At 64.2% G+C, this 24,710-nt stretch carries 17 protein-coding genes; 15 read left to right on the plus strand and 2 right to left on the minus strand.

Annotated elements, in window-relative coordinates; translation table 11 throughout:
* Positions 1-111 precede the first annotated feature (111 nt).
* The 5 genes from LOZ77_RS07805 (at position 112) to ybaL (ending at position 9,111) form a co-directional block, all read left to right on the plus strand.
* Positions 112-2,388 (plus strand): autotransporter assembly complex family protein, encoded by a 2,277-nt coding sequence (locus tag LOZ77_RS07805; RefSeq protein ID WP_230281569.1) that lies wholly within the window; start codon positions 112-114, stop codon positions 2,386-2,388.
* Positions 2,388-6,641, plus strand: a complete 4,254-nt coding sequence (locus tag LOZ77_RS07810) for a translocation/assembly module TamB domain-containing protein (RefSeq protein WP_230281570.1) — start codon at positions 2,388-2,390, stop codon at positions 6,639-6,641. The genes LOZ77_RS07805 and LOZ77_RS07810 overlap by 1 nt, the downstream gene beginning before the upstream one ends.
* Positions 6,641-6,835, plus strand: a complete 195-nt coding sequence (locus LOZ77_RS07815; protein WP_230281571.1) for a hypothetical protein — start codon at positions 6,641-6,643, stop codon at positions 6,833-6,835. The genes LOZ77_RS07810 and LOZ77_RS07815 overlap by 1 nt, the downstream gene beginning before the upstream one ends.
* A gap of 102 nt (positions 6,836-6,937) precedes the next feature.
* Positions 6,938-7,318, plus strand: a complete 381-nt coding sequence (locus LOZ77_RS07820) for a hypothetical protein (protein ID WP_230281572.1) — start codon at positions 6,938-6,940, stop codon at positions 7,316-7,318.
* Positions 7,319-7,473: 155 nt separating this feature from the next.
* A complete protein-coding gene (gene ybaL / locus LOZ77_RS07825; RefSeq protein WP_230281573.1) occupies positions 7,474-9,111 on the plus strand; it encodes a YbaL family putative K(+) efflux transporter in 1,638 nt (545 codons plus the stop codon).
* An 88-nt stretch (positions 9,112-9,199) separates the two neighbouring features.
* Here ybaL and LOZ77_RS07830 read toward each other — a convergent pair whose 3' ends face one another.
* Together LOZ77_RS07830 and LOZ77_RS07835 are read right to left on the minus strand one after the other, a co-directional pair.
* The gene (locus LOZ77_RS07830) at positions 9,200-9,478 is read right to left on the minus strand and encodes a hypothetical protein (RefSeq protein WP_230281574.1); all 279 of its coding nucleotides are present in this window, start codon (positions 9,476-9,478) and stop codon (positions 9,200-9,202) included.
* 89 nt (positions 9,479-9,567) lie between these two features.
* Positions 9,568-9,927: a hypothetical protein gene (locus LOZ77_RS07835; protein ID WP_230281575.1), complete on the minus strand. Its 360-nt coding sequence runs from the start codon at positions 9,925-9,927 to the stop codon at positions 9,568-9,570.
* Positions 9,928-10,096: 169 nt separating this feature from the next.
* On the opposite strand from LOZ77_RS07835, the gene LOZ77_RS07840 reads away from it, so the two are divergent.
* The 10 genes from LOZ77_RS07840 (at position 10,097) to LOZ77_RS07885 (ending at position 24,704) form a co-directional block, all read left to right on the plus strand.
* Positions 10,097-12,223 carry a TonB-dependent siderophore receptor gene (locus LOZ77_RS07840; RefSeq protein WP_230281576.1) on the plus strand — a complete coding sequence of 709 codons (2,127 nt, stop codon included), beginning with the start codon at positions 10,097-10,099 and terminating at the stop codon, positions 12,221-12,223.
* Entirely contained in the window at positions 12,223-12,810 is a 588-nt protein-coding gene (locus tag LOZ77_RS07845; RefSeq protein WP_230281577.1) for a hypothetical protein, read from the plus strand. Before LOZ77_RS07840 ends, LOZ77_RS07845 begins: the two co-directional genes overlap by 1 nt.
* Entirely contained in the window at positions 12,807-14,093 is a 1,287-nt protein-coding gene (locus LOZ77_RS07850) for a PepSY domain-containing protein (RefSeq protein WP_230281578.1), read from the plus strand. The genes LOZ77_RS07845 and LOZ77_RS07850 overlap by 4 nt, the downstream gene beginning before the upstream one ends.
* A 94-nt stretch (positions 14,094-14,187) precedes the next feature.
* Complete coding sequence (locus LOZ77_RS07855) at positions 14,188-14,763, plus strand: ANTAR domain-containing response regulator (RefSeq protein WP_230281579.1); 576 nt, start codon at positions 14,188-14,190, stop codon at positions 14,761-14,763.
* 34 nt (positions 14,764-14,797) lie between these two features.
* Positions 14,798-16,012, plus strand: coding sequence for an ABC transporter substrate-binding protein (locus LOZ77_RS07860; RefSeq protein ID WP_230281580.1), 1,215 nt, complete (start codon positions 14,798-14,800; stop codon positions 16,010-16,012).
* A 220-nt stretch (positions 16,013-16,232) separates the two neighbouring features.
* Positions 16,233-17,666 (plus strand): CmpA/NrtA family ABC transporter substrate-binding protein, encoded by a 1,434-nt coding sequence (locus LOZ77_RS07865; RefSeq protein WP_230281581.1) that lies wholly within the window; start codon positions 16,233-16,235, stop codon positions 17,664-17,666.
* A 43-nt stretch (positions 17,667-17,709) separates the two neighbouring features.
* Positions 17,710-18,771 carry an ABC transporter permease gene (locus LOZ77_RS07870; RefSeq protein ID WP_230281582.1) on the plus strand — a complete coding sequence of 354 codons (1,062 nt, stop codon included), beginning with the start codon at positions 17,710-17,712 and terminating at the stop codon, positions 18,769-18,771.
* Between the two features lie 29 nt (positions 18,772-18,800).
* Positions 18,801-20,480, plus strand: a complete 1,680-nt coding sequence (locus tag LOZ77_RS07875; protein ID WP_230281583.1) for an ABC transporter ATP-binding protein — start codon at positions 18,801-18,803, stop codon at positions 20,478-20,480.
* Between the two features lie 226 nt (positions 20,481-20,706).
* Complete coding sequence (locus LOZ77_RS07880; RefSeq protein ID WP_230281584.1) at positions 20,707-21,936, plus strand: alginate export family protein; 1,230 nt, start codon at positions 20,707-20,709, stop codon at positions 21,934-21,936.
* 203 nt (positions 21,937-22,139) lie between these two features.
* The gene (locus LOZ77_RS07885; RefSeq protein WP_230281585.1) at positions 22,140-24,704 is read left to right on the plus strand and encodes a nitrate reductase; all 2,565 of its coding nucleotides are present in this window, start codon (positions 22,140-22,142) and stop codon (positions 24,702-24,704) included.
* Positions 24,705-24,710 lie beyond the last annotated feature (6 nt).

The following is a 24,710-nucleotide window of genomic DNA, read 5'->3' on the forward strand; positions in this document are numbered from 1 at the left end:
TCCAGCCTGCGGAACGGAGTTGATGTCCCCCTAACGGAGCATCGCGGATTTTGTGCCGGTGGAATTGCCGTTCCGGCCGCCAGATCGCGCCTGCTGACCGGCATTTCCGCGATGGCCGCCATGGGGAGCCTGCTCGCCTTCAGCATGCCTGCTGCGGCGCAGGATGCAACCGGCGATGATTTCCCTGCCCCTCCCCCCGGCATCACCCTGCCAGTGGTTGAACCCGTCATCAGCGACGAGGAATTCGACAGCACCGTGCCCGCTCTGGACAGCGACGATCCGGCCATGGACGCCCCGCTGGAATCGATCGAGGCGTTCGAGCGCCGCATCGCCGCCGAACAGGGTGACGAGGCGCAGATTCCCCCCCAGACCACAGAAGGCCCCCAGACCACAGAGGGACAGGCCGCCCCGCTGGACGATCCCGCGCTGGCCGATGGCGATACGGTCGAGGAAATCGGCGATGCCCCCGTGCGCGACAGCGAACTGGCAGCCCCGCTCCCTCCGCTTGAGACATTCGACATCGAACCGGTCGAACTGGCCGAAGAAGCGCCATCGGCGGACGAGCCGGTCGAGATCACCTATGGCATACAGATCAACGGGCTGGAGGACGCCGACAGCGAAACCGATACCGACATGGAGGGCATGTTCAACGGCCTCGCGTCGCTACGCGAAGACGGGCGCAAGGCGGCGAATATGGCGCAGGTTTCCGCGCGGCTGACCGAGGATAGCGCCCTGCTGCAACAGATCCTCAATTCCGAAGGGTGGTATTCGGCAGAAGTGACTACACGGCTCGACCGCGACGATGCGGGCGTGACCGCCGTGCTCGACGTTGCCGCGGGGCAGCGGTTCAACTTCTCCGACATCGTGATAGACGCTCCGCCAGTGGTGCCCGAAACGCTGCTGGCCGATAATTTCCCGCTGCAAACCGGTGAACCCATCGTCGCCGCCCGCGTCCAGGGGGCAGAGGCAGGTCTGGCCGTCGCGCTGCCGCAGAACGGCTATCCCTTTGCCAACATCGGCCAGCGCGATATCTTGCTCGACCAGTATGAAGGCACGGGGCTTTACACCCTGCCCGTCGATCCCGGTCCGCGCACGGCGTTCGGCGGGATCGAAACGACGGGCAACCTTGCCTTCGATGCCGATCACGTCGCCACGCTGGCGCGTTTCGAACAGGGTGAACTCTACAACAGCGACGATGTCGACGATCTGCGCAAGGCACTGGTCGCGACCGGCCTGTTCAATACCGTTTCGGTCACCGCCCAACCTGCCGGCGAAGATGCGGGCACGGTCGAAGGGCCCGATGGCAACGTAGCCCCCGCGCAATATGCCACGATCCTTGTCGAACAGGACGCCGGCCCTGCCCGCACCATCGCGGGCGGCGCGGGTTACGGCACCGATCAGGGCATTCGCGTGCAAGGCAGCTGGACCCATCGCAACATGTTCCCGCCCGAAGGCGCGCTGTCGTTCAATGCCATACTCGGCACCAGCGAACAGGGCGTGGGCGCCAGTTTCCGCCGGTCGAACGCGGGGCAGCGCGACCGGACCTTTGCGCTGACCGCGGACCTCAACCATTCCGACTACGACGCGTTCGAGGCGTTCACCGGCAGGCTGGGCATCAACTGGAGCTATGGCTCCACCCCGCTGTGGCAAAAACGGCTGAGCTATGCCTATGGCGCGCAGATCATCGGCACGGTCGAGGAATCGTGGGACCCCGATCTGGGCGAGCGTGTGCAGCGCACCTATTTCATCGGCGGGCTGACGGGGCAATTGGGCCTCGACACGACCAACGACCTGCTCGACGCGACGCGCGGTTTCCGGCTGACCACGCTGATCGAACCCGAAGGTTCGCTGCAAGGCAGCTTTACCCCCTATGTCCGCGCGCGGATCGACGGTTCGGCCTATTTCCCCGCCACCGATTCCATCGTGCTGGCCGGTCGCATCGCGCTGGGATCGATACAGGGTATCGCGCGCGGCGATCTGGCCCCTTCGCGGCGGTTCTATTCGGGCGGCGGCGGTTCGGTGCGCGGCTTCGGCTATCAGCAACTGGGCCCGCGTTCGCAGGAACCCAATCCCGATTACGATCCGACCGATCCCGATAATGACGAGGACGAGTTCGATTATTATCCCATCGGCGGGCGCAGCATGAACGAGGCTTCGGCCGAAGTCCGCTATCGCTGGGGCAATTTCGGCGTGGTCGGCTTTGTCGATGCCGGACAGGTTTACGAGGAAACCATGCCGCAGTTTTCCGATATCCGTTACGGCGTCGGTATCGGGGGGCGATATTACACCAATTTCGGGCCGATGCGGCTGGACGTCGCCATGCCGCTGAACCGGCGCGAGGGCGAGAGCAGGTTCGGCCTCTATCTCTCGATCGGACAGGCGTTCTGATGGCGGAGGAAGCGACCCCGATGACCGAAACCACGCCCGAGACGATCCCAACCGGCCATCGCGGGCGGCGCATTGCGAAATGGGCGGCGATCGCGGTGGCGGCGCTGGTCGCACTGGTCGCGGCCCTGCTGCTGCTGATCAATACCGGCCCGGGCAAGCGTTTCCTGATCGGCCAGCTGGAAGCGATGGAATTCGAAAGCGGGATGGAGATCGGCATCGGCGCGATCGACGGATCGCTCTATGGCGCGATGGTGGTGCGCGATCTGGAATTGCGCGACCCCAAGGGCGTGTTCCTGACGTCCCCCGAAATCGCGGTCGACTGGCGCCCGTTTCACTTCATCGGCAATCATGTCGATGTCCGCTCGCTGACCAGCCCGCTCGTAACCTTGCAGCGACTGCCCGAATTCAACGAAACCCCGACCAGCAACGAACCGCTGCTGCCCGACCTCGATATCGATGTGAACGAATTGCGCGTCGAGCGTTTCGTGGCCGAGGCGCCCGTCGCGGGCGAACGCCGCGTGGTCGGCATGGCGGGCAATGTGCATATCGCCGATGGCCGCGCGCAGGTGAAATTCGATGCCGACACAATGCGCGAGGCCGGATCGAACGCGCCGGGTGGCGACCGGCTGGCGTTGCTGCTGGACGCAGTGCCCGAACAGAACCGGCTGGATTTCGACCTGACGCTGGACGCGCCCGGTGACGGGGTGATCGCGGCCATGGCGGGCCTGACCGAGCCATTGGCCGTGCGTGCGGGCGGCGAAGGCGATTGGCAAAGCTGGACCGGAAAGCTCGACGCCGATCTGGCGGGCAGCGAATTCGCGCGGCTTGGCATCACGGCGCGCGACGGCACGTTCGCGGTCGAGGGGCCCACCCGCATCGCCCGCCTGTTCGATGGGCCGACCGCCGCCCTGCTGGGGCCGGTCATGTTCATCGACCTAACCGCCGACTTGCAGGACCGCCGCGCGCAATTGTCGGGCGGCGTGGGCAGCGACGCATTCCGGCTGGATACCGATGGCGGGATCGACCTGTCGGACAATCGTTTCGACGGGCTGAACCTGCAATTCGTGCTGTTCAAGCCATCCGCCCTTGCCGAAAATCTGTCTGGGCGCGGCATGAATGCAAAGCTGGCTCTGGACGGCGCGTTCGCTGCCCCTGCCGTCGATTACGACATCACCGCGGCCCAAATCGCGATGAACGACATGGGGGTCGAGAATTTCGTCGCCAGCGGCGCGGCGCGCGTGGATGCGGACCAGATCCTGATCCCCGTCAGCGCCAGCGTAGGCCGGATTACCGGCGTCGACACGGTCGCAGGCGGAAAGCTGGAGAATGTCCGCCTGGCAGGCGATATCGCGATCGAGGGCACGCGCATCCTGTCGGACAATATGATGATCCGGTCGGACAGGCTGAATGCCGATCTGACGCTGCTGGCCGATACGTCCACCGGCATCTATACCGGTGCGATCGACGGGCGGCTCGACGATTACCGCATCGAAAGCGTCGGCATTTTCGACATCAACACCGACATGGACCTGACGACCGACCGCGACGGCAGCTATGCGCTGGCAGGGCGCGTGGGCGTGCGGTCGCAGCGGATCGACAATGAAAGCCTTGCCGGTTTTCTGGGCGGACAGGCCGTGGCGGGCGCCGACATACGCTATGGCGGCGACGGAACGCTGCGGTTCCGCAATCTGCAATTGCAGGCACCCGCCGCACAGATCAGGGGCGGCTATGGCTCATATTCTCCCGACGGGAAGATCGCGCTGAATGCCGATGCGACGACCGATGCCTATGGCGCGGTGGGCGTGCGCGTGGCGGGCACGATCAGCGATCCCGACGCGCGCATCACGGCTGAACGGCCCGGACTTGGCATCGGCCTTGCCAATCTGAACGCGCGGGTTACCGGCGCACGGGTTAATGGCGCAGGGAGCGGCTATCGCCTCGTCGCCGATGGCGATACCGATTACGGCCCGCTGACCGCCGATGTGGTGCTGGGCGTGGGCGACGTGACCACGCTGGACATTACGCGCGCCGATCTGGGCGGGATCGGGTTTGCCGGATCGCTGCGCCAGACCCCTTCCGGCCCCTTTGCGGGACAGTTGACGGCCAATGGGCAGGGGCTGGGCGGCGTGGTCCGCCTGTCGGCAGCGGGAGAATATCAACAGGCGCTGATCAACCTGCGCGCAAAGGATACGCAGCTTCCCGGCCCCGGCAATTTCGCGGTGGGATCGGCCATCGTGGATGCGCGGGTCGTGCTGTACGACCAGCCACTGGTAAAGGCCGATGCCCAGCTTTCAGGCTTTACCTATGGCACCACGCGGCTGGCCGCGGGGCGGGTCAAGGTCGATTACCGCGACGGACGCGGCAATGCGCAACTGCTGGCCGAAGGGGTCGCCGGCGTGCCGTTCAGGCTATCGGCAAATGCCGATCTGCAACCCGAAATGTGGCGCATTGCCGCCAAAGGGCGCGCACGCGGGATCGATTTCGCAACCGCCAGCCCGCTGCGCATCGTGCCCGGTAAGGCCAGCTATGAACTGTTGCCCGGCAAGATCGATGTCGGTGGCGGCCATATCCAACTGGCGGGCGAATATGGCACCGGCATGAAACTGCAAAGCCGGATGGAAGGGATCGACATATCGCTTGCCAATGCATTCTCCCCCGCATTGGGCGTAGGCGGCAAGGCCAGCGGCAGTTTCGATTTCCAGCAAGCATCAAGCGGCGCATTCCCGCGGGCCGATGCGCGCATGCGGATCGACGGTTTCACCCGCACGACCGCCGCCGCCGTCAGCCAGCCGGTCGATATCAATTTTGTCGGCAAGCTGCTGCCCGACGGGGGAGAGGCACGCGCCGTCCTGCGCAGCCGTGGCACGGTGATCGGCCGCCTCGTCACCTCGCTTCGCCCGCTGCCCCCAGGTTCGGGAGATTGGGTCACACGGCTGATGTCGGCTCCGCTGGGCGGCGGTTTCCGGTATAACGGCCCCGCGACTACGCTGTTCTCCTTCGCGGGCATGGCGGACCAGACGCTGACCGGACCTATCGCAGTCGCGGCCGATTTCTCGGGCCGGGTCAGCCAGCCGCAACTGGCAGGCATCGTGCGCGGCAAGGATCTGGTCTATGAAAACCACACCTATGGCACGCGCCTGTCGCGCATGGCCCTCAACGGACGGTTCACCGGCAGCCGGTTCGAGATCGAGAGCTTTAACGCGCGCGCGGGTGACGGGACGGTTTCGGCCAAGGGCTTTGTCAGCCTGGCCGAGGCAGAGGGCTATCCCATGGATATCGCGGTCGACATGGACCGCGCGCAACTGGCCGATAGCAATGCGCTGGCCGCGACGGCCACGGGCAATATCGCGCTGACCAAGCAGGCGGGGCAATCCGCGCTGCTGGCGGGTACGATCCGCCTGCCCGAAACGCGTTACCAGATCGTCACGCAGGCCGCTGCCGAGGTGCCCACGTTAAAGGGCGTGCGTTTCAAACCACCGCGTGGTCCGGTGCGGATCACCGGCGACGAACCTGCCGAACCGCAGCCGGGCATGTTCGATCTGGTGCGTCTGGACCTGTCGGTGAAAGCGCCCGAAAAGCTGTATGTCTCGGGCATGGGGCTGGAGAGCGAGTGGAGCGCCGATCTGAAGCTGTCGGGCACCAGCGCGGCCCCGCGCCTTGCCGGTAGTGTCGAGCTGGTGCGCGGCACATTGGGCTTTGCGGGCCGGTCGTTCGAGCTGGAGAACGGGGACATCGACTTTACCGGCGGCACCACGATCGACCCGACGATCGACATCGCCGCCAGCGACGAGATCGAGGATGTGACCGTGCGCGTGAACGTTACCGGCCGCGCCTATGATCCGCAGATCGCGTTCAGCAGCACGCCCGGCCTGCCGCAGGACGAGATCGTGTCGCGCATCCTGTTCGGAAGCTCGGTCGGGAACCTGTCGACCATACAGGCCGTGCAACTGGCCGCCTCGCTCAATTCGCTGCGCGGCGGGGGTGGCGGGCTGAACCCGCTGGGCACATTGCGGTCGGCCACCGGCGTTGATCGTCTGCGAATTCTGGGCGGCGACGACGATACCGGCCGCGGCACCGCGCTGGCGGCGGGGCAGTATTTGACCGACGACATCTATGTCGAGCTGATCACCGACGCACGCGGCTTTACCGCGACCCAGCTGGAAGTGGCGCTGACCCCTGCCCTGTCGGTGCTGAGCCAGGCAGGCGGATCGTCGGCGGTCGATGTGTCGGTGCAATATCGAAAGGATTACTGATGCGCGCCGCTGCCTGCATCGCCCTGCTGGCCCTGTGCGCCTGTAGCGCGGAGCCCGACTTCGACGAACGCTTCGAAAAGGCCGACGCCGAAACGCGACAGCTGGCGCAGGAGATCGACGGCCAGTTGGAGGCGTCGCCCGTGGAACCGGTCGGGGACGCGGAGGCGGCGCAATCCGGCCGAGGCTTGCGGTAAAGCACACTGGCGGACAACAATTCCGGTCCCGGCAATCTAGACTGAGCTTGCCAAATCCGCCTGCACCCGTAAGCTTTCACAATGGATCCGGCAGGTCACAAAATGCGGCGATCAGCTTACGACCAGCCCCCCGCCAAACGGGGGCTGTTGCTGGGCCTGTGGTTGATGGTCGCGGTGGTCGTGCTATCGGCCCTGCCGACGCAGGCGCAGCCGCGCAGCCGGATTGTCGGATCGGCATTCGACCCCGGTTCGGTGTCGGTCCTCGTCAAGACGCGCGACGAACATCCTGCCGCCAGATCCGAACAAAGGCGCAAGCAGGATCCCGATACGTCATCGGGTGCAGCGGTCCCCGTATCGTCGCGATCCGCAGCCCGGCCTTTTGCAGCGGGTCCGGTTCTCCATGAGATTGCCGCCGCAGCGCCGCCGCATACACCGCGCCTGACGGCCAATGCGCCGCGGGCACCGCCTTTCCGCAAAGCCTGATACCGGCAAGACTGCACCGTCCTGCCGGATAGTCGCGCGCGGCCCGTTCCGGCCCCCGCGATGGCCCCCTTATATCCGCCGCACACTGTCCAAGGGGTTCGACGCCCCCTTACGGCAGTGGCGGCACCCCGTCTCCTATCTGGCAGGAGATTACATTGCCCCATTATACGCCCCTGATCGGCACCATCGTGGCCGGTCTCGTCACTGCATTCATCATGGGTGCGCTTGCCCAACGCCTGCGTATCTCGCCCATCGCGGGCTATCTGTTCGCGGGCGTATTGATCGGCCCGTTTACCCCCGGCTTCGTCGCCGATATCTCGCTGGCGAACGAGCTGGCCGAAATCGGCGTGATCCTGCTGATGTTCGGGGTCGGGTTGCATTTCTCTTTGCGGGACCTGCTATCGGTCAGGAAGATCGCGGTTCCCGGTGCGCTGGTGCAAATCGTGACCGCCACACTGCTCGGCCTTGGCCTTTCGCACTGGATGGGCTGGCCGCTGATTGCGGGCCTGATCTTCGGCCTTGCGCTTTCGGTGGCCAGCACGGTCGTGCTGCTGCGCGCCATCCAGTCGCGCGACCTCGTCAACACCGATCGCGGACGGATCGCGGTGGGTTGGTTGATCGTCGAGGATCTGGCGATGGTCGTCGCGCTTGTCCTGCTGCCGCCCGTGGCGCAATTGATGGAGGGCGGCGGTTCGGCATCGGGCATTGTCGCCGTTCTGGGGCTGACCACCGTGAAGGTCGGCGGCTTCGTCGCCTTTATGCTGATCGTGGGGCGGCGACTGATCCCGTCGGGCCTGCACTGGGTCGCGCATAGCGGTTCGCGCGAATTGTTCCGTCTGGCGGTGCTTGCCATCGCACTGGGCGTGGCCTTTGGCGCGGCGCATATCTTTGGTGTGTCCTTTGCGCTGGGCGCGTTTTTCGCCGGCATGATCCTTGGCGAAACCCCGCTCAGCAAACGGGCCGCAGAGGAAACGCTGCCCCTGCGCGATGCCTTTGCCGTGCTGTTCTTCGTGTCGGTGGGCATGCTTTTCGACCCGTCGGTGATCGTGGAAAGGCCCCTGCCCTTGCTGGCCACGGTGGCAATCATCCTGCTGGGAAAATCGCTGGCTGCCTATGCCATCACCCGCGCCTTCGGCTATGAAAACCGCACGGCGCTGACAGTGTCGATCAGCCTTGCGCAGATCGGCGAATTCTCGTTCATTCTTGCCGGTCTGGGCACCGATCTTGGCGTCCTGCCTGATGAAGCACGCGACCTGATCCTTGCGGGCGCCATTCTGTCGATCTTTGCCAATCCGATCCTGTTTACGCTGGTATCGAACCACATTGCTGGCGGCGCGCATTCGCGGCGCTCTGCCAGCGGTGCACATGGCAAGCAGGTCGAACGGATCGTGCTTGTCGGCCATGGCCGCGTCGGCAGCCTGCTGGCCCGCGACCTGCGTTCGGCCGATCGGCACATGCTGGTTATCGAGGACCGGTCCGAAACCGCCGAGGCCGCCTCGCAAGAAGGGTATGAGGTGATCATCGGCAATGCCGTCAACTGGCAAGTGCTGGCCGAGGCCCGCATCGAAAGCGCCGACGTGCTGATCATCGCCATTCCCGAGGGATACGAAGCGGGAGCCATCGCCGAAACAGCGCGCGGGATGAACCCCGCGATCACCATTCTGGCGCGCGCCCATTCGGAACAGGAAGTGAAACATCTGGAACGGCTGGGCGTCGATCACATCATCATGGGCGAGCGCGAGATCGCCCGTGGCCTGTTCGATCATATGCGACGGCGGCGCGAGACCGTCTGAACCCGATTGCGGCAGGCGGCCCCCACCTGTCGCAGGAACGGCGTGCCCGAACCCCTCCCCACCAAAAGGGCACGCCGTTCCATTCCCGTCAGCCGAAGCCGCTTCCCCACAACAGGAAGCACGCCAGAGGTATTCCGGCGATTACGCCCAGAAAGACCGCCGCGTTGCGCAGATCCCGCAGGCCAAAGCGGTCGATGTGGTCGCTGCGGAACTGGCGATATTGCGGGGCGATGTCCTCCTCGCAGGACAGCATGGCGACATCCATGGCAGTGGCTTCCTTGCGGAACCAGCGCAGCACGCGCTGCAACTCGGCGTCGGTCAGATCGGGGTAACGGGCAAGGATCGCGGCAATTTCCGCACGCAGCATTATGCACGCCGGTTGGCGCGTTGTTTCGTTGGTCATATTTCACCTGATGAACGATGGGGATTATGGCCCGACCGTGCGGGCCCGTTCGATCAGACGCGAGGGGGTGCCCGTGCCCGGTTGGCCTGTGCGGCGGACTGGCGCATGCCAGCCGCCGGTTTGCTGTGCCATCGGGTCGTCCCGGACATATCCGGCTGAGCGTGGTGCGATGCAGGCCAGACCGGCACCGGCGCTTTGCCGCCACCGCCCGTCTTGGAATCCCCGTCACGCCAAGCGTTCTGCAACGCAGGTATAACCGCCTTGCGCAATTCCAGAGGCCCGCCCGCCGCCGCGCTGCGTTCGCCGGTACTGGTGACCGAGACTGCTTGTCCGCCTTGCGCAGGGGCAGCCGACGCCAATGCCAGCGCGACCAGCGCAAGCAGCCGGAACATCAGGAGGGGCAGGATTCGCACCTTTCGCCCATCCACCGAATCTCGCTGCGGCGCAAGATCGCATTGCGTCGCACGTCAAAAGCGAATGGCAGACTTCGCACCCCGGCGTTCTCGACAATAGCCCAGAATGCCCCTTGCAAATGCGAATGCCTATCATTAACGGGGTTCGCGCAAATCTTGAGGGGACCCCATGCGACTGCTGAAATACTCCATCCTGACGGCCACCATGCTTGTGCCGGTGACCGCTTTTGCCAACGACGATGCCGCCGGGGCAGAGCAGCCGCGCGACATCGTCGTGTCGGGAATGATGGAAGAAAGCGCGACGGCCACAAAAACCGATACGCCGGTGATCGAGGTTCCGCAGCCCGTGACCATCGTGGATGACGAAGTGTTCGAGGCGCAGGGCGCCGTGTCGGTTAGCGATACGCTGAACTATGTCGCGGGCGTGACTGCCAATCCCTATGGTCCCGACAGCCGCGTCGACGGCGCGCTGGTGCGCGGGATCAGCGCGCTGCAATTCCGCGACGGCATGCGCGATATCTTCAGCTATTACGCCAGCATCCGCGCCGACCCGTATAATTTCGACCGCATCGAACTGGTGCGCGGTCCCGCGTCGGTCCTGTTTGGACAGGGTTCGCTGGGCGGCATCGTCAATATGGTGTCCAAGACCCCGCAATTCGAAACCGGCGGCGAATTCTCGCTGCGCTATGGCTCTTTCGATCGCAAGGAGGCGCTGGCCGACATTACCGGCCCCGTCACCGACACGCTGGCGGCGCGCGTCGTGGCGCGGGTGCGCGATTCAGGGTCGCAGACCGATCACGTACCCGATGACCGCGTGATGTTCTCCCCCTCCGTCACCTTCGCGCCGGCCGACACCACGCAGATCACGCTGATCGGCCTGTATCAAGAGGACGATGGCGGTTCGACCTCGCAGTTCCTGCCGCTGGTCGGCACCATTCTGCCCAATCCCAACGGGCAGCTCGACAATGATCTGTTTATCGGAAAGCCCGGATGGGACCGCTATGACGGGCGCCTGCTGCAAGGCACGATCATCGCCAGCCACGAATTCTCGCCGGAGCTGACGGTGAATGCCAAGGCGCGCTATATCGACAGCGACCTCACCTATCTGACCCATTATCCCAACAGCTATTCCAACCCGCAGAACCCCTATGTCGATGCGGATCAGCGCCAGATCTATAATTATGCCAGCGGCAGCCTTGCCCGCATGGAGATCTTTTCGACTGACAATAATGTGCAATATGACTTCCGCACCGGCGACGCGATCGAACACACGCTGCTGGCGGGCATCGATTACAGCTGGAACCGCGTGCGCAAGGACAGCGGCTATGCGCTGGAGCTGATCAATATTTACGACATCGATTACGACAGCCTGTCGGATTTCAACGGCACCATCCCGATGCCGGGCGATGCGGGCTATCTTTATGGCTTTGCCGAAGATGTGAAGCAGACGCAGATCGGCTTTTACCTGCAGGACCAGATCCGCATGTGGGACCGCGTGTCGATCGTGCTGGGCGTCCGGAGGGACGAGGCGCGATCGACCTCTTATGGCGAGGAAGTCTATGATCAGGGCGCGACCACGTTCCGCGCCGGTATCATCGGTGAAGTCGTCGACGGCGTATCGCCCTTCTTCAGCTATACCGAGAGTTTCGAGCCGATCAGCGGTTCCGACCTCTACGGCGACCCCTTCGTGCCCAAGACGGGCCGCCAGTTCGAGGCGGGGGTCAAGTTCCATCCTGCCGACCAGATCATCGTGACCGCCACGGCCTATCACATCAAAGAGGCGAACCGCCCAGTCGCTGCGGTGGTGCCCAGCCCCGACGATCCGAACGTGATCCTGAACGGCCAGTTGCAAATCGGCTCGCTGACGTCGAAGGGCGTCGAGTTCGAGGCCAATGCCACCCTGCCCGGCAATCTGCTGCTGATCGCCAACGCCAGCTATAACGAGGCGGAGATCGAGGATACGGGCCAGCAGCTCGACAATGTGCCCAAGTTCAATGCCTCGCTATGGGCGATGAAGGATTTCGCCCTGTCGGACAGCACCGGCGCGCGGATCGGCGCGGGCGTACGCCATGTGGGCAAGAACAAATCATACGGCGCGGCCTTCCCCGACGGGCTGACCACGCCTGCCTTCACACTGGTCGACGCGGTCGCCGAAGTCAGCTGGGAAAGCTGGAGCCTTGCGCTGAACGCCACCAACCTGCTGGGCAAGGACTATTATTCCGCCTGCCTTGCTCGGGGCGATTGCTTCATGGGAAGCGAACGCAATGTGTATGGCACGCTGAGCTATCGGTTCTGATGGGCGGCGATGCCCCGCTGCTGACCGGCAGTGCGCTGGCGGTCCTCGGCGTTGTCATGCTGCGCTGGTCATGGGGGCGGCCCCGGCGGGCCACCTTGCCCAATCTGGCGGGCTGGGCATCGCTTGCCGCTGCCGTGATCTGCGGCGCGGCTGCGGCGGGCGCGTGGGGCATTGCGGTCGCTTCGCTATGGGCGATGGGCGCGGCGTGCGCCTTGCTGGCATGGGCGGGCCTGACCGCTGCACCGCCCGCGACCAATGCGCGGCGCGCGTCCGATCGGCGCGCGGGCATGCTGCCGCAGGGTGACGAGCCCTTGCGCCTTGGCGGGCGAGTGCTGACCTTCCTGCTGGTGGCGGTGTTGTCGATGGCGGCGTCCATCGCCATCGCGCTTGGCATGCGCTGGATCGCGCTGCTGTGCGGCACGGCAGAGGGCAATGCGTCGGTGCTGGCGCTGTTTGCGGCGCCGCTGGCGTGGACGATCCTTGCCTATGCGCTGCTGATGACAGCCAGCCGCAAGCGGCAGTTCGCGATGATCGCGTGCAGCCTGCTGGCCGTCCTGCCCCCCGTTCTGACAGGAATCATGGTATGAGCCGGACAATCGAAGCGGGCACGGTCAAACGCGCCCTTTCCGCCCACGCCGCCACCGGGCTGATCGCGGGGGCCTTGCTCTATCTCGTCTCGCTGACGGGCACGATCGCGGTGTTCTATGCCGAATTACAGCGTATCGAGCAGCCTAACGCGCCTGAAATGACCGCAATTGCGCCCGAAGCGGTGCAGAACGGTGTCGAACATGCGCTGAAGCAGCCATCGGGCGATGCGCCGACGACGCATCTTTACGTGCATATGCCGGTCGACGATCTGCCCCGCACAACGATCACCACCGATAACGATGCGTGGCATCTGGATATCGACGGCAATATCGCCATGCCCGAGGAAATCGCATGGTCCGACTTCCTCGTCGCGCTGCATTACACGCTGAACCTGCCCGCGCTGGTCGGCATCACCATCGTCGGCATTCTGGGCGTGATGATGCTGGCATTGTCGCTGTCGGGCGTGGTCGCCCTGCCGCGCATATTCCGCGATGCGTTCCGCCTACGCGCGCGTAGTCCGGGCGGCGTGGCGCTGGCTGACTGGCATAACCGGCTGAGCGTGTGGACACTGCCGTTCGGCATCGCCATCGCACTGACCGGAGCATTGATAGGACTGGCGACGGTCACGGCCTATGGCATTGCGGCCAATGATTACGGCGGCGATGTCGGGGCAGTTTACGAACCCATATTCGGCGGAGAACCGGTGGGCGACGATGCGCCTGCCCCTGCGCCCGATGTCGCGGCGGCCTTGCGCTATATGGCCAGCCACTACCCGCAGGTCGAACCCAGCTATGCGATCCTGCACGATCCGCTGACGCGCGGTCAGCATATTCAGATCGTGGGGCTGCACGATAAACGGCTGATCTTCGGCGAATATTACAGCTTCGACGCCAGCGGGAAATTCACCGGCACGGCGGGCCTGTCCGATGGCGACTGGGGCCAGCAGGCCGCCGCATCGACCTATCAGCTGCATTTCGGCACCTTTGGCGGAATCTGGGTCAAGATCGCCTATGCGCTGTTCGGCGCGGCGCTGACGGCGGTTTGCGCGACAGGCACCTATATCTGGCTGGGCAAACGGCGCCGCCGCGGGTTTGACGAACCGAAGCTGAGGGCATTGTGGAACGGCGTGGTGATCGGCGCCCCGGTCGCGCTTGCACTTAGCTTCGCTGGCAGGCTGCTGATCGGCAATGCGGCCCCTCTCTTGGCGATTTTCTGGGTTTCCTATGCGCTTCTTATCGCCCTGTGCCTTGCGCGATGCCGCACGCGTGGCAGCATTGTCTGACAGCTAGACCCTGGGTTCAATCGTCGCGTTGCAAATCGGGCGGGGCGATGCAAATCGCTTGCCTCTGTCCATGCTGCGATGCAGTAGAGGGCGCATGCGGATCGCCATCATCGACGAAAGCGCCTCGCGCGCATCGATTATCGAAGAAGGCCTGTCGCAACTTCCCGATTGCCAGATTTCGGTGATCACCAGTCGTCACGGCCTGCTGGCCCGCATGGCCGAGATCGATCCCGAAATCGTGCTGATGGATCTGGGCAATCCGTCGCGCGACGTGCTGGAAGAATATTTCGCGGTCAGCCGCGCGCTGTCGCGCCCCATCGCCATGTTCGTCGACCAGTCGGACGACGATGCCATCGCGGCCAGCATCGATGCGGGCGTATCGGCCTATGTCGTCGACGGGCTTGCCGCCAATCGCATCCGCCCGCTGATCGAAATGGCGGTGCGCCGGTTCAACGCCTTTGCCCGCCTGCAATCCGATCTGGACGAGGCGAACAGCAAGCTGGCCGAACGCGCCAATATCGACAAGGCGAAACGCATATTGATGGACACGCGCGGCATTACCGAGCCCGAGGCCTATGCCGAATTGCGACGAAAGGCGATGTCGTCATCCAAGCGGATCGCCGATATTGCCGAGGCGCTTGTCACCGCCCATGATCTGATGCGCGAATGAAGCGGGGGATGGAGATGCAGACGGGGGCCGCCCTGTGACCGAGGAACTGAATGTCGGCTTTTTGCCGCTGGTCGATGCGTGCCTGCCGATCATCGCGCAAGAGGCGGGTTTCGCCGAAGAGGAAGGGCTGAACCTGCGCTTTGTGCGCGATGTCAGCTGGGCGACGGTGCTGGACCGGCTGTTATACGGGCATAGCGATGTCGCCCATATGCTGGCCCCGCTGGCGATTGCGACCACACTGGGACGGGGCCGCCCCGCCCAGCCGCTGGCCGCGCCTTTCGTGCTGGGCCTCAACGGCAATGCGGTCACATTATCGAACGAGCTGGCCGATATTCTGATACCGGACGAATCCGATAAATTAAGCGATCCCAAGGTCTTGGGCGCGCGACTGCGTGAGGAAGCGCTGCGGCGGAGCGCGGCGGGCAGGCCGATCCGCTTTGGCGTGGTGCATCGCTATTCCAGCCATAATTACATGCTGCGTTACTGGCTGGCGGGCTGCGGCATCCGGCCCGATTCCGATGTAGAAATCGTGACCGTCGCCCCACCCTTCACCGCCGATGCGCTGGCAGGCGGAGAGATCGACGGAACATGCGTGGGCGAGCCGTGGAATTCGGTCGCGGTGGACCGCGGGGTAGGCCGCATCGTACTGGCGACGGCGCAAATCTGGCGCCGCGGTGTCGAAAAAGTGCTCGCCATGCGCGAAAACGTGCTGGAAGAGCGGCGCGACGCGGTCGAACGGCTGATCCGGGCGATGCGGTGTGCGGGCGAACATTTCACCGATCCCGCCCATTGGGAGGCCAGCGCCGAATTGCTGGCGCGGCCCGAATATCTGGCATCCGATCCCAAGCTGATCCTTGCCGCCATTTCCGACCGTCTGGTGCTGCGTCAGGATGGCGCGCCGGTGCATTATTCGGACTTCATGTTCCAGTACCGCGAGGCCGCGAACTTCCCGTGGATCAGCCAGGCGCAATGGCTCTATACCCAGATGGTCCGCTGGGACGGCATGGCGTTCGACGCGGGCGATGCGGCAAAGGCCGCGCGCGTGTTCCGGCCCGATATCTATCGCAGCGCCTTGCGCGGCGCCGATTCGCCGCTTCCCGGCGCAAGCAGCAAGGTCGAAGGCGCAGTCAGGGGCACCATCGGCGCGGGGACGGAGCAAGGCCGGTTGGTCATGGAACCCGACGCATTTTTCGATGGCAAAACCTTTGATCCAGAGAAACTTGAGGAATATCTGGCCAGCCAGAACTGAACGAAATTTCATGGTGCAGTGCAAAAACCGCTTTACGCATCTGCCGCGAATCGGTTAGGACAAAGGCACAGCGCACGGATCGCCGCCCACGGACGGGTGACCCAGCGAACCGCGCTGCACTTACGAAATTGCGTGGCAACGTCGCCGCCCGAACCTTCCCTGTGGGGATGTTTCGAGGCGGCTTTTTTGCGTTGTCCGACGACAGAGGGATCGATTGGCGATGTTCGGACGTGATGGAAAGATTTCGGGTTTCAACCGGCGCTCTGTGATGGCGGCGATGCTGGCATCGGTCGCGCTGGCGGGGTGCGGCGGCGGCGGCGATAATGGCGCCAGCGACGCGGTCGTGGCCGCATCGGTCGACGGGCAGCCGGAAAAGCCGAACCTGAAGCTGGGCTTCATCAAGCTGACCGACATGGCCCCGCTCGCCATTGCGAAGGAAAAGGGCTTCTTTGCCGAAGAAGGCCTGAACGTAGAGCTTGAACCGCAGGCGAACTGGAAGGTCCTGCTCGACGGGGTGATCGGCGGGCAGCTCGACGGCGCGCATATGCTGGCGGGCCAGCCGATTGCCGCGACCATCGGCTATGGCACCAAGGCCGATCTGATCGCGCCGATCTCGCTCGACCTCAACGGCAATGCGATCACCCTGTCGAACAAGACATGGGCCGCGATCAAGCCGACGCTTCCCGTTGAAGGCGGCAAGATCAAACACCCGATCAGCGCATCGGCGCTGAAGCCGGTGGTCGACAGCTATGCCGCGCAGGGCAAGCCGTTCAACATGGGCATGGTCTTCCCCGTTTCCACCCATAACTACGAACTGCGTTACTGGCTGGCGGCAGGCGGGCTGAACCCGGGTTATTACACCGACGGCGATGTGTCGGGCACGGTCGATGCCGATGTGAAACTGTCGGTCACCCCGCCCCCGCAAATGCCCGCCACGCTGGAAGCCGGCACCATCGAAGGATATTGCGTGGGCGAGCCGTGGAACCAGGCCGCTGTGCAAAAGGGCATTGGCGTTCCCGTCATCACCGACGACGAAATCTGGCACGACAATCCCGAAAAGGTCTTTTCGATCCGCAAGGATTTTGCCGAAAAATACCCCGCCACCACCGCCGCCATGCTGCGCGCCATCATCAAGGCGCAGCAATGGCTGGACGCCGACAATGGCGCGAACCGGGCCGAAGCGGTGAAGATCCTGTCGCAGCCCAATTACGTGGGTGCGGACGAAGAAGTCATTGCCGCATCGATGACGGGCAAGTTCACATTCGAAAAGGGCGACACCCGCGATGCCATGGGCTTCAACATCTTCTTCGATAAATATGCAGGCTATCCCTATTACTCGGATGCCGTCTGGTATCTGACGCAGATGCGCCGCTGGGGCCAGATCCCCGTCGATCATCCCGACGACTGGTATATCGCACAGGCCAAGGCCGTGTACCGCCCCGACCTCTATCTTGCCGCTGCGCAAAAGCTGGTCGACGATGGCGTGATCCCCGCCGATGCCGTGCCCGAAACCGACGGTTTCAAGGGCGAACAGGCAGGCTTTATCGACAGCATCACTTTCGACGGTTCCGCGCCCAACGCCTATCTGGCGAAGTTTCCCATCGGCCTGAAGCAGGGCCAGCGGGTCACTGCATCGGGCGTGAGCAGCCAGTAATTCCGATCAAGACACCGATATGACCGCGAACAGGAGCGATCAGATGGCGACCGTATTTGCAGACGAGTTCGAATCCGTGAATGATGCGAACATGCCCGACCAGACGGCAAAAACGGCGCCGGTCGCGGCGCCCGCTGCCCCCAAGGCGCAGGCAGCGAAGCAATCCGCTTCGCCGCTGGCGGGGATCATGGCGAAATGGGGTCAGACCATCATCGCGCCGGTTCTGGGCATTCTGGCCTTTCTGGGCCTGTGGGCGGCGCTGGCCCCGCAAGTCGATACCTCTCTGGGCGCGCTGCCCGGCCCGGTCGAGGTGGCCGAACAAGGCGTCAGCCTGTTCGAGGAATGGCAAGCCGCCAAGGCGACCGAAGCGCAATTCTATGCCGATCAGGATGCCCGCAACGCGGAGGCCTTGTCAGCGGGCAATCCGGCGGCAGTGCGCAATTTCGAATATGCGGGGCCGCCCACATTTCTGGACCAGATCTTCACCTCGCTGAAAACCGTGGCGCTGGGCTTTGGCCTTGCCACGCTGGTCGCGGTGCCGCTGGGGCTGGCGGCGGGCCTGTCGCCCCTGTTCAACGCGGCGATCAACCCGCTGATCCAGATCATGAAGCCGGTCAGCCCGCTGGCATGGCTTCCCATCGTGACCATGGTGATTTCGGCCACCATCACCAGCGCCGATCCGCTGCTGGCCAAGGCCTTCGTCATCTCCGCGCTGGTGGTGATGCTCTGCTCGCTGTGGCCCACGCTGATCAATACCGCCGTGGGCACGGCCAGCATCGACAAGGATTTGCTGAACGTGGGCCGCGTGCTGAAACTGGGCTGGTTTGCAAAGCTCACCCGCCTCGTCCTGCCTGCCTCGCTGCCCTATATCTTCACCGGTATGCGCCTGTCGCTGGGCGTGGGCTGGATGGTGCTGATCGCGGCGGAAATGCTGGCGCAGAACCCCGGCCTTGGCAAATTCGTGTGGGATGAATTCCAGAACGGATCGTCGCAATCGCTGGCCCGCATCATGTTCGCGGTGGTGGTGATCGGCTTCATCGGCTTTGGTCTCGACCGGATCATGATGGCGCTGCAGTCGCTCGTTTCCAAGAACCACAAGATCTGAGCCTGCGCGGCAAACAAGGAGGACAGGACATGCAGCCGATCCTTTCCCTGAAGAACGTGACCAAGAGCTATACGGGTAAAACCGGCGGGACGACCGAGGTTCTGGGCGGCATCGACCTTGACGTCGAAGAGGGCGAGTTCATCGCGATCCTCGGCTTTTCGGGCGCGGGCAAGACCACGCTGATCAGCACGATCGCCGGTCTGGTAGAGGCCGATGGCGGCGAGGTTCTGCTGCGCGGCAAGCCCGTCGACGGTCCGGACCGCGACCGCGGGCTGGTGTTCCAGTCCTACTCTCTGTTTCCGTGGCTGAGTGTGCAGCAGAATGTCGCGCTGGCGGTGGATGCCGTGCACAAGGACCGGTCCAAGGCCGAGCGCGCAGCCCTTGTGAAGCAAAAGGTCGAGCTGGTCGGTCTGGGCCATGCGATGGATCGCAAGCCCGCGCAATTGTCGGGGGGGATGCGCCAGCGCGTTTCGGTCGCCCGTGCGCTGGCGATGGAGCCGGAAATCCTGCTGCTGGACGAGCCCTTGTCGGCGCTCGATGCCCTGACCCGCGCGAAATTGCAGGACGAGATCGAGCGTATCCGCGAAGAGGAAAAGCGCACCATCATCCTCGTCACCAACGATGTGGACGAGGCCCTGCTTCTGGCCGATCGCGTGGCGGTCCTCTCTCCCGCGCCTGCCGCGACGATCGGCCGGATCTTCGACGTCGATATCGACCGCCCGCGCGAGCGCGAGGCGATGAACGACGACGATCATTACAAGAGCCTGCGCGGCAAGATCGTCAACTATCTCGCCAATCTGAACGATGCGGCCTCCAGCGTGGGCGAAAGCGCGACCGAATTGCCCGGCGTGATCCCGCTCGACCTCGCCCCTCCCCCGCAGGCCTATCGCGAGGCGGGGCACAGCGCGGTCGAGAACCGCTATCTGGAATTCTTCAAGCTCGACAAGGTGTACCCGACGCCCAAAGGCCCGCTGACCGTGGTCGAGGATTTCAACCTGATCATGGACAAGGGCGAGTTCGTGTCGCTGATCGGCCATTCGGGCTGCGGCAAATCGACCGTGCTGACCATGGCGGCGGGGCTGAACGAGATTTCGAAGGGCGGCATCGTCCTCGACAATCGCGAGATCAGCGCGGCGGGGCCGGACAAGGCGGTGGTGTTTCAGGCCCCCAGCCTGATGCCATGGCTGACCGCACGGCAGAACGTGGCGCTGGGCGTGGAGCGGGTCTATCCGCATGCACAGCGCAGCGAACGCCGCGATATCGTCGATTATTACCTCGACCGAGTGGGACTGGCCGATGCCAGGGACAAGATGGCGGCGGAAATGTCGAATGGAATGCGCCAGCGTGTCGGCATTGCGCGTGCCTTTGCGCTGTCCCCGCGCCTGCTGCTGCTCGACGAACCCTTCGGCATGCTCGACAGCCTGACCCGCTGGGACCTGCAGGACGTGCTGGTCGAAGTGTGGAACCGCACCAAAGTTACCGCGATCATGGTGACGCATGACGTGGACGAGGCGATCCTGCTGGCCGATCGCGTGGTGATGATGACCAACGGGCCACGCGCCACCATCGGCAAGGTGCTGAAGGTCGACCTGCCCCGCCCGCGCGACCGCAAGGCGCTGCTGGAGGATCCGAAATTCTACCAATACCGGCAAGAGGTGCTGCACTTCCTGGCCGAATATGATCACGGTCCCTCGGCCAAGGCGGCCTGACCGTTTCGCCCGGACCGGAAACATCCGGCCGGGCCATTCCCCGCGTATGAGAGGATGACGCAGGGCGCGCGACACGGGCAAGGATGCCCGGCGCGGCAGTGATTTACACCGCAGGCCCGATGATGAGGGGGCCTGCCTTTCCAGCCACATTGGCGGGCGATGAAGCCTGCCCTTCGTTCACGGACACCGGACGCCCCCCATGCGTCCGGCAGGGAGGTCATGTTTGATGAAGAAAATTGCTCTGCTTTGCGCCGCATCAGCCGCCGGCATCGCCGCGCCCGCATTTGCGCAGTCGTCCGGCCCGATCGAGATTGCCGATGCGACCACACTGGACGTGATCGTCGATGGCACGCTGCGTTACGAAACCGTCAGCCAGCCTGACACCGCCGCCGACGATGCCGATGCGCTGACCTTTCGCATGCGCTCGGGCATCGAACTCGTCAGCCACGGGTTCTTTGCGCTGGGCGAAATGGAAGCGACAATGGCCATCGTCGACGATTACAACGATACTATTCCCGGCAATGGCATCGAACCCTATTCGGTGATCCCCGACCCCGAGAATGTCGAGCTGAACCGCTTGCAGATCGGGTACAAGAGCAAGGCCGCCACCGTCACGCTGGGCCGCCAGCGGATCGCTCTCGACGATCACCGTTTTGTCGGCAATGTCGGCTGGCGGCAAAATGAACAGACCTTCGATGCCGTGCGCGGACAGGGTAAAATCGGGCCGGTCGCGCTGGACGCCACCTATGCGATTTCGCAGCGCACGATTTTCGGCGTCGACAGCCCCAATGCGCATTTCGATGGCGACATGATCCTGCTGAATGGCGGGATCGATGTGAAATTCGCGCAGATCAAGGCATTCGCCTATCTGCTCGACTTTGACGACGAGAAGCCCCTGCGCCTCCCCTTCTCCAGCCAGAGCTATGGCCTGCGGGCGGCGGGCGCGATGCCGATCGGCGAGAGCTTCAAGATCAACTATGCCGCCAGCTATGCGCGTCAGAGCGATTATGGCGACAATCCGGTGTCCTATTCCGCCGATTTCATCAATGGCGAGGCGGGCTTTGCGATTGGCCCCGTCGGCCTGACCGGCGGCTATGAATTGCTGGGCAGCGACGATGGCATCGCCGCGTTCCAGACCCCGCTGGCGACGCTCCACAAGTTCAACGGCTTTGCCGATCTGTTCCTGACGACCCCCGCGAACGGTCTGCAGGACTATTACGGCACCGCCAGCATCAAGGCGGGCGATGTGGCGATGATGAAGGGGCTGAACGCCAGCGTCACCTATCACCAGTTCGACAGCGATGTCGGCGGCATGGATTACGGCAGCGAGTGGGACGCGGCATTGGCGTTCAAGATAGGCAAGATCGGCCTGCTGGCGAAATACGCCAATTACAAGGCCGATGAATTCGGCACCGATACCGAGAAATTCTGGCTGCAGGCCAGCTTCGGCTTCTAGGGGCAGGAGAGTCTTGCCGCAGTGCAATAAATCGCGTTATAATGCAGGGTCGATGCCGGGGAATCCATGGATGGATTCCGCAATCGCAAGGCATCGACCCGATATCGCAACTCGCGTGGCAAAGGCGCCGCCCGAACCTGCCCCATGGGCGCAGGATCGTGGCGGCTTTTTTGCGTGCGCATGACGGAAAGGTTGGCGTGACAATGTCCGAATTACGCACCACCTGCGCCTATTGCGGTGTCGGCTGCGGCATTGCCGCGCGCGTCACCGGCCCGCGCAGCATCGAGGTGAAGGGCGATCCCGACCACCCCGCCAACCATGGCCGCCTGTGTTCCAAGGGCACATGGCTGAGCGAAACCGTCGGGCTGGAGGGCCGGCTGCTGTACCCGATGATCGGCGATGCGCGAGCCGATTGGGACGACGCGCTCGACCTTGTGGCGCAGAAGATGCGCGACACGATCGCCGAACATGGCCCCGACAGCGTGGCATTCTACGTGTCGGGCCAGCTGCTGACAGAGGATTACTACGTCGCCAACAAGCTGCTGAAGGGCTTTGTCGGGACGGCGAATATCGACACCAATTCACGGCTGTGCATGGCAAGCGCCGTCGCCGCGCATAACCGCGCCTTTGGCGAGGATGTGGTGCCGTGCAGCTATACCGATCTTGAACAGGCCGATCTGGTCCTGTTGGTCGGTTCGAACACCGCATGGTGCCATCCCGTCATCTGGCAGCGGATCGAAAAGGCGCGGGAAGAGCGTGGCACAACGCTGGTGGTGATCGATCCGCGCCGCACCGAAACCGCCGAGCGGGCCGATCTGCACGTTGCGGTCGCGCCCGATGGCGATGTCGCGCTGTTCAATGCGCTGCTGGCCGCGATGCGGACACGCGGGGCGCTGGACGAAGCCTATATGGCCGAACATTGCGTCAGGCCCGACGGTTACATCGATGCGCTGAAAACGCAGGCACACGGAATCGACGACGCCTGTTTCGCGCAGCTTTGCGATCTGGTCGCCGCCCATCCGCGCATGGTGACCCTGTTCAGCCAGGGCGCGAACCAGTCCGTCTGCGGGACGGACAAGGGCAATGCGATCATCAACCTGCATCTGGCGACGGGCCGGATCAATTGCGCGGGCAGCGGGCCGTTCAGCATGACGGGCCAGCCCAATGCGATGGGCGGGCGCGAAGTGGGCGGGCTTGCCAATATGCTGGCCTGCCATCTGGGGTTCGACGCGGACGAGCGGGCATCGGTCGCCGCGTTCTGGAACGCGCCGAACCTGTGCACCGGACCGGGCCAAAAGGCGGTGGAGATGTTTCGCGCCGTGCATGACGGCCGCATCAAATTCCTGTGGGTGATGGGCACCAATCCCGCCGTTTCCATGCCTGACGCGGGCTTTGTGCGCGAGGCGCTGTCACGGTGCGAAACGCTGGTCGTGTCCGAAGTGATGGCCGAAACCGATACCGCCCAATTCGCCCATATCCGCCTGCCCGCCATGGGCTGGGGCGAGAAGGACGGCACGGTTACCAATTCCGAACGCCGCATCAGCCGCCAGCGCCCGATCCTGCCCCCGCCGGGCGAAGCGCGGGCCGATTGGCGGATCATAAGCGACGTTGCGCAGCGGCTGGGCCATGGCGCGGCCTTTGCCTTTGACCATCCGGCTGATATCTTTGCCGAATATGCGGCAATGACGCGGTTGAGCAAGAAGCACGGCAGGCTGCTCGACCTGACGCGTTGGGCCGGTTGCAGCCGCGCGGATTACGATGCGATGGAACCTTTCCGCTGGGGCGGCGAGCATCCGACGGCGGCGCGTTTTGCCCATGCCGATAGCAGGGCGCGCATCGTCGCGGTTCACACCCCCGCCCAGCCCCCCGTCGATCCCGATTTCCCTTTGCGGCTGAACACCGGACGCTATCGCGATCAGTGGCACACGATGACGCGCACGGGTCTAAGCCCGAAACTGTCGATCCACCGCCGCGAACCATTGGTCGAAATCGCGCCGCAGGACGCGCAGGCATACGGGCTGACCGATGGCGGTTTCGCGCGGGTTTCGACGCCATGGGGTCACGCCGCCTTTCGCGTGGCGGTGACGGACGGGCAGCGCAAGGGCGAGATTTTTGTGCCGATGCACTGGACCGACCTGACCGGCAGCGGGCGGACGGGCATGCTGGTTCATCCGGCGGTCGATCCGGTGTCGGGCCAGCCGGGGTTCAAGAATGTCGCGGCCCGCATCGCCCCCGTTACCCCCGACTGGCGCGGCTTTCTGGTCACGCGCGATGCCGTGCGCCCCGACAGCCTGTTCTGGGCTTTGGCCCGCGTCGAAGGGGGCTGGCTGACCGAGCTGGCGGGCATGGGCGCGGTCGATATCGATGCGCTGCTGCCCGGTGGCATCCGGTCGGAAGTTGCGGACAAGGCCCATGGCATGACCCGCATCGTCGTACGCGGCGATGATGGCGTTCTGGCTGCGGTGCTCTACCTCACCCGCAGCGGCACACTGCCCGACCGCGACTGGATCGCGCGCCAGTTCGTAAGCGAGGATGCCAGCGCCATCGAATTGCTGGCGGGCCGCCCGGCGCAGCCCGCGCCCGATCGCGGGAAACTGGTGTGCCTGTGCCTTGACGTTGGCGAAACCACGGTGCGCGATGCCATCCGGCAGGGGTGCTGCAAGCTGAACGAGATTGCCGACAAGACCGGCGCGGGCAGCAATTGCGGATCGTGCCGCCCGCTGATCGCCCGCATGGTGGAGGAAGAAGCCGCAGCCAGCACCGCCTGACCCGAA

The organism is Croceicoccus sp. Ery15 (genome assembly GCF_020985305.1).
GTDB lineage: Bacteria > Pseudomonadota > Alphaproteobacteria > Sphingomonadales > Sphingomonadaceae > Croceicoccus.

Excerpts from the sequence above, each read along its gene's own strand:
- LOZ77_RS07805 (WP_230281569.1), top strand. The coding sequence starts at position 112 with ATGGCCGCCATGGGGAGCCTGCTCGCCTTCAGCATGCCTGCTGCGGCG.
- LOZ77_RS07845 (WP_230281577.1), top strand. The coding sequence starts at position 12,223 with ATGGGCGGCGATGCCCCGCTGCTGACCGGCAGTGCGCTGGCGGTCCTC.
- LOZ77_RS07815 (WP_230281571.1), top strand. The coding sequence starts at position 6,641 with ATGCGCGCCGCTGCCTGCATCGCCCTGCTGGCCCTGTGCGCCTGTAGC.
- LOZ77_RS07855 (WP_230281579.1), top strand. The coding sequence starts at position 14,188 with ATGCGGATCGCCATCATCGACGAAAGCGCCTCGCGCGCATCGATTATC.
- LOZ77_RS07830 (WP_230281574.1), bottom strand. The coding sequence starts at position 9,478 with ATGCTGCGTGCGGAAATTGCCGCGATCCTTGCCCGTTACCCCGATCTG.
- LOZ77_RS07820 (WP_230281572.1), top strand. The coding sequence starts at position 6,938 with ATGCGGCGATCAGCTTACGACCAGCCCCCCGCCAAACGGGGGCTGTTG.
- LOZ77_RS07885 (WP_230281585.1), top strand. The coding sequence starts at position 22,140 with ATGTCCGAATTACGCACCACCTGCGCCTATTGCGGTGTCGGCTGCGGC.
- LOZ77_RS07810 (WP_230281570.1), top strand. The coding sequence starts at position 2,388 with ATGGCGGAGGAAGCGACCCCGATGACCGAAACCACGCCCGAGACGATC.
- LOZ77_RS07865 (WP_230281581.1), top strand. The coding sequence starts at position 16,233 with ATGTTCGGACGTGATGGAAAGATTTCGGGTTTCAACCGGCGCTCTGTG.
- LOZ77_RS07850 (WP_230281578.1), top strand. The coding sequence starts at position 12,807 with ATGAGCCGGACAATCGAAGCGGGCACGGTCAAACGCGCCCTTTCCGCC.
- LOZ77_RS07880 (WP_230281584.1), top strand. The coding sequence starts at position 20,707 with ATGAAGAAAATTGCTCTGCTTTGCGCCGCATCAGCCGCCGGCATCGCC.
- LOZ77_RS07870 (WP_230281582.1), top strand. The coding sequence starts at position 17,710 with ATGGCGACCGTATTTGCAGACGAGTTCGAATCCGTGAATGATGCGAAC.
- LOZ77_RS07840 (WP_230281576.1), top strand. The coding sequence starts at position 10,097 with ATGCGACTGCTGAAATACTCCATCCTGACGGCCACCATGCTTGTGCCG.
- LOZ77_RS07875 (WP_230281583.1), top strand. The coding sequence starts at position 18,801 with ATGCAGCCGATCCTTTCCCTGAAGAACGTGACCAAGAGCTATACGGGT.